General features: G+C 68.9%; 3 protein-coding genes. 1 reads left to right on the top strand and 2 read right to left on the bottom strand.

Translation table 11 applies throughout. The features are described from left to right. Window positions 1-666, bottom strand: a 666-nt coding sequence (locus AC1DY5_RS47150) for a hypothetical protein (protein WP_478121258.1), incomplete at its 3' end; no start/stop codon positions are given. 136 nt (window positions 667-802) lie between these two features. On the opposite strand from AC1DY5_RS47150, the gene AC1DY5_RS47145 reads away from it, so the two are divergent. After that, the gene (locus tag AC1DY5_RS47145) at window positions 803-2,188 is read left to right on the top strand and encodes an aminopeptidase P N-terminal domain-containing protein (protein ID WP_478121256.1); all 1,386 of its coding nucleotides are present in this window, start codon (window positions 803-805) and stop codon (window positions 2,186-2,188) included. A gap of 37 nt (window positions 2,189-2,225) precedes the next feature. Here AC1DY5_RS47145 and AC1DY5_RS47140 read toward each other — a convergent pair. Beyond that, window positions 2,226-3,604 (bottom strand): FAD-dependent oxidoreductase (locus tag AC1DY5_RS47140; RefSeq protein ID WP_478121255.1); only part of this gene is annotated, 1,379 nt, incomplete at its 5' end.

Below are 3,604 nucleotides of genomic sequence, written 5' to 3'. Positions count from 1 at the left end.
GTACATGGTGCGCGTCCAGCTCAGCTGCGGCAGTTGCGCGAACGTGTTGTATATGTAGCCCGACACCTGGAAGTCGGCGACGCCCAGGCCGCCCGTGCCGGCTGCCGTGCCCGGGGTGTCGGCCACGAACACCATGTTGGCCTGGTTGCTCGAATAGGCGCCGGCACTGGCCGAGGGCGGGCCCCCGACCTGCCAGTAGTTCGGCACCGTGCGCGTGGGCGAGACCAGCATCGTCGCCTTGTCGTTGGCGAACAGCGTCGAGATGCCGCCGTTGCCCACGCCGTACGAGGCGGCGTCAGGACCGTAGCGGTAGGCGATGCCGGCGTCCTTGCTCATCTTCTGCGCGACGTCGCGATAGGCGGTGGCCGAGATCGCCAGCGAGCTGTCGACGATGTCGTTCGCCGCCGCAGCACCTGCCGAAAGCGGGGTACCGCTACCGGCGGTGGTCGGCGCCTGGGCCGCCGCCGCCGCACCTGCCGAAAGCGGGGTACCGCTACCGGTGGTGGTCGACGCCTGGGCCGCCGCCGTCGACCCTGCATCAGCGGAGGCTGCCGTGCCGAGTGCTGCGAGCCCTCCACCACCRCCGCCACCACCACCACCACCACATCCAGCCAACAAAGCGGTGCCTACTGCGAGCAAAATCCCGCTCTTGCGTAAAACTTTCAAGAAAAACACCTCCAAAATATCAAGTTGGGGGTTTGTACGTGGGAGAGGTCTTACAGGACAACCTAACTTTCAAATCTTTTCTTGATGTTTTTCATCCCCTTCGGGGGGTGTTACATCCGTAGCGCATAGTGACCTTATGACCGCAAATTATCAAGCTCCCCGTCGATTACAACTTTCTTCCCATATAGCAAAAGATGGCATCGCCATCATCCCGACGGCACCCGAGCGGCAGCGCAATCGCGACAGCGACTTCCTGTACCGGCACGACAGCTATTTCTATTACCTGACCGGCTTCACCGAGCCGAATGCCTGGCTGGTGCTCTCCGGCGACGGGCGGTCGACGCTGTTCTGTGCCCCCAAGGACCTGGAGCGCGAGATCTGGGACGGCTACCGCCTGGGCCCCGACGCCGCGCCGGCGGCGCTGGGCGTGGACGAGGCCTACTCGATCGAGGAGCTGGACGCCAGGCTGCCGCGCCTGCTCGAGAACAAGCGTGTTGTCTGGTATCCGTTCGCGACGCACAAGGGCCTGGAAACGCGGGTCGATGGCTGGCTTTCCCCCGTGCGCGCGCGCGTCCGCTACGGCGCACTGTGCCCCGAGGAACAGCGCGACCTTTGCGGCCCGCTGGACGAGATGCGCCTCATGAAGGACGCGGCCGAACAGGACACGATGCGCCGCGCCGCCCAGATCAGTGCCCGGGCCCATGTCCGCGCGATGCAGCTGTCGGCGCGCATGCTGCGCGAAGGCCGGGAAGTGCGCGAGTACCACCTTGACGCCGAACTGCTGCACGAGTTCCGACTCGGCGGTTCACAGTATCCGGCCTACGGCTCGATCGTCGCGGCCGGCGCCAACGCCTGCGTGCTGCACTACCGTGCCGATGCGGCGCCGGTGCGCGACGGCGAACTGGTCCTGATCGACGCCGGCTGCGAGCTCGACGGCTATGCCAGCGACATCACGCGCACCTTTCCGGCCAACGGCCGATTCACCGGCCCGCAGCGCGCTCTGTACGACCTGGTGCTGGCCAGCCAGGATGCCGCGGTGGCGGCGACCCGCGCGGGCCAGCGCTTCACCGATCCGCACGACGCCACCGTCAGGGTGCTGTCCCAGGGCATGCTGGACCTGGGATTGCTCGACGCCGACAAGGTCGGCGGTGTCGACGACGTGATCGAGAAGCGCGCGTACTTTCCGTTCTACATGCACCGCACCGGACACTGGCTCGGCATGGACGTGCACGACTGCGGCAGCTACATCGAGCCGACGCAGGTCGGCGAAGTGAGCGAGCGCAGGGACCCGCTGTCCAACGAACTCATCCAGAACCGGCCCAGCCGCATCCTGCGTCCCGGGATGGTGCTGACCATCGAGCCCGGCCTCTACGTGCGGCCGGCGGAGGGCGTGCCGGAACAGTTCCACAACATCGGCATCCGCATCGAAGACGACGCCATCGTCACCGAGACCGGGTGCGAGCTGATCTCTCGCGGGGTGCCGGTCAAGGCCGACGAGATCGAAGCGCTGATGCGCGCCTGACGCACGGCCGGCGCCTGTGCCGGCCCTCGGCAGCCGCTCAGGCCGTTGCCGCCAAGTGCCCGCGCGTGAAGGCCTCCTCGAAGATTGAATAGCCCGACCAGTCGCCGTGCGCGAAAGTCAGGCGCCCCGCAGCCACCCGATCCTTCGCCCCCAGCGTCGCCAGCAGGCCGGGGGCCGGGATCGCCATCGCATGCCCGTAGCGCGTGATGTCGATCCGCGTCGCGAGTTCGCCGAGGTCGGGGTGGGCTTGCGACAACTCGGCCAGCAAATCGTCGCGCCAGCCGCTCCAGGGCCTTTCCAGCAGTCGGCGGCGGCTGTCGGATCCGTCCCAGCTGCTCGGGCCCAGCGGCCGGTACCAAGTCAGGACCGTGGCGCGCGGCGTCGGATCGAGCACCTGGTGCCGGGCATCGACGTAGCCCAGGCCACGGCTGCCATGGATCACGTTGTCCCATGACGGCGCGGCGCCCGGCCGGTCGGCGAGCGCTGCCCGCAAATGCACGTTGGCGACCAGCCAGGGCGCGTAGCGCAGCGCGGCGGCCGCCCGGCGCAGGGATTCGGGCGCGCCCTCGACCACCCGGGCGGCGACGAAGACCGGCAGCGCGACGATGCACCGATCGGCCTGCCAGCGCAGCCGCGTTCCGCTCGCGATATCGACCGCATCGACCTCGACGCCGCTGCGCAGGTCGGCGATGCGCGTGACCGCGTGGCCGGTCCGCAGCCGGTCGCCGAGCGGCTGCGCGAGCCGTCGAGTAAGCCAGGCGTTGCCTTCCGGCCAGGTGAGCACCGCATCGCGTCCGCCGCCTTCATCGCCGGGCGCGCGAAAGCCGTGCCGGCTGGCGAAGTAGTGGATGCCGGCCCAGGCCGAGACATGGGCCAGGCCGGCACCGTAATCGTCGCGGCAGCAGTAGTCCAGGTACCAGCGCAGCTGCGCATCGGAAAAGCCTTCGCGCGCCAGCCAGGCGTCGAAGGACAGCGCGTCGAGCGCCAGCAAGGCCGTCGCAAGCGGCGCGCGCAGCGCCGGGATCGTGAAGCGCGCTTCATGTCCCAGCGTCTCCACCCGCCGCGAGAAGCGCCGGTACTCTGCCAGGGTGCCATCGCCCACCCCTTGCACCGGCAGCAGCCCGTCCTGCCAGCTGCCTCGGAAGAACAAACGCTCCTGCGGACTGTGGCAGAGGTGGCGCTCGTCGTATTCCCAGCGCCCCGCCACCCGACGGCGCAGGCCCAGTTCCTCGAGCAGGTCCTGCACCTCGTGCGCGGCATCGCCGGGCAGCGGCAGGTAGTGCGCACCGAGCGGACAGGCAATACCCTGCACAGCGCCGCCACGGCTGTTGCCGCCGGCGCCGTCCTCGAGCTCGAGCAGGACGAAGTCCTCGACGCCGGACAGGCGCAGCGCCCGCGCCGCCGCCAGGCCGGCGA

It is taken from the genome of Variovorax sp. P4_D9, from assembly GCF_056401695.1.
This window is presented reverse-complemented; position numbering and strand designations above follow the sequence as displayed.

Excerpts from the sequence above, each read along its gene's own strand:
- AC1DY5_RS47145 (WP_478121256.1), top strand. The coding sequence starts at position 803 with ATGACCGCAAATTATCAAGCTCCCCGTCGATTACAACTTTCTTCCCAT.